We start from the raw sequence: 736 nt of genomic DNA, 5'->3' as shown, positions 1-736 counted from the left end.
GTGACGTTCGTGATCCAATGGAAGTATTGGACGAAGTAGAAAACGAACTGGGTATGATGTGTGCACCGATCACTTGGCCAATTGGCTGTGGTAAAGAATTTAAAGGTGTTTACCACATTCACCGTGACGAAACGATCCTTTATGAATCTGGCCACGGTCATGAAATTCAAGAAGTTCGCATCATCAAAGGTTTGGATAACCCAGAACTTGATGAAAAAGTTGGTGAAAGCCTAGCGGCAAGCGTTCGTGAAGAGCTTGAGCTTGTAATGGGTGCATGTCCTGAGTTTGATAAAGAACTGTTCCTAACGGGTGAACTGACACCAGTTTATTTCGGTACTGCATTGGGTAACTTTGGTGTTGACCATATGCTAGACGGTTTGACTGAATGGGCGCCAGCGCCGAAAACGCGTCAAGCGGTTGAGCGTGATGTTGAAGCGACAGAAGACAAGTTCTCTGGCTTCGTATTCAAGATCCAAGCAAACATGGACCCTAAACACCGTGACCGTATCGCATTCATGCGCATCGTATCGGGTACTTACACTCAAGGTATGAAGATGAACCACGTTCGTCTAGGCAAGCAAGTAAGTATCTCTGATGCGGTAACCTTCATGGCTGGTGACCGTTCACGTGCAGAACACGCTTACGCGGGTGACATCATTGGTCTGCATAACCACGGCACTATTCAAATTGGTGATACTTTCACGCAAGGTGAGTCTCTGAAGTTCTCTGGTATTCC

Annotated in this window: 1 protein-coding gene; it reads left to right on the top strand. The window is 46.6% G+C overall.

What is annotated here, in order from left to right; translation table 11 throughout:
* On the top strand, positions 1 to 736 hold a 736-nt coding region (locus R7Q09_RS25380), incomplete at both ends, for an EF-Tu/IF-2/RF-3 family GTPase (RefSeq protein ID WP_318143849.1).

The sequence above is a fragment of the Vibrio sp. 2130-1 genome (assembly GCF_033339515.1).
The sequence above is the reverse complement of the archived record's forward strand: the minus strand, read 5'-3'. Positions and strand labels throughout refer to the sequence as shown.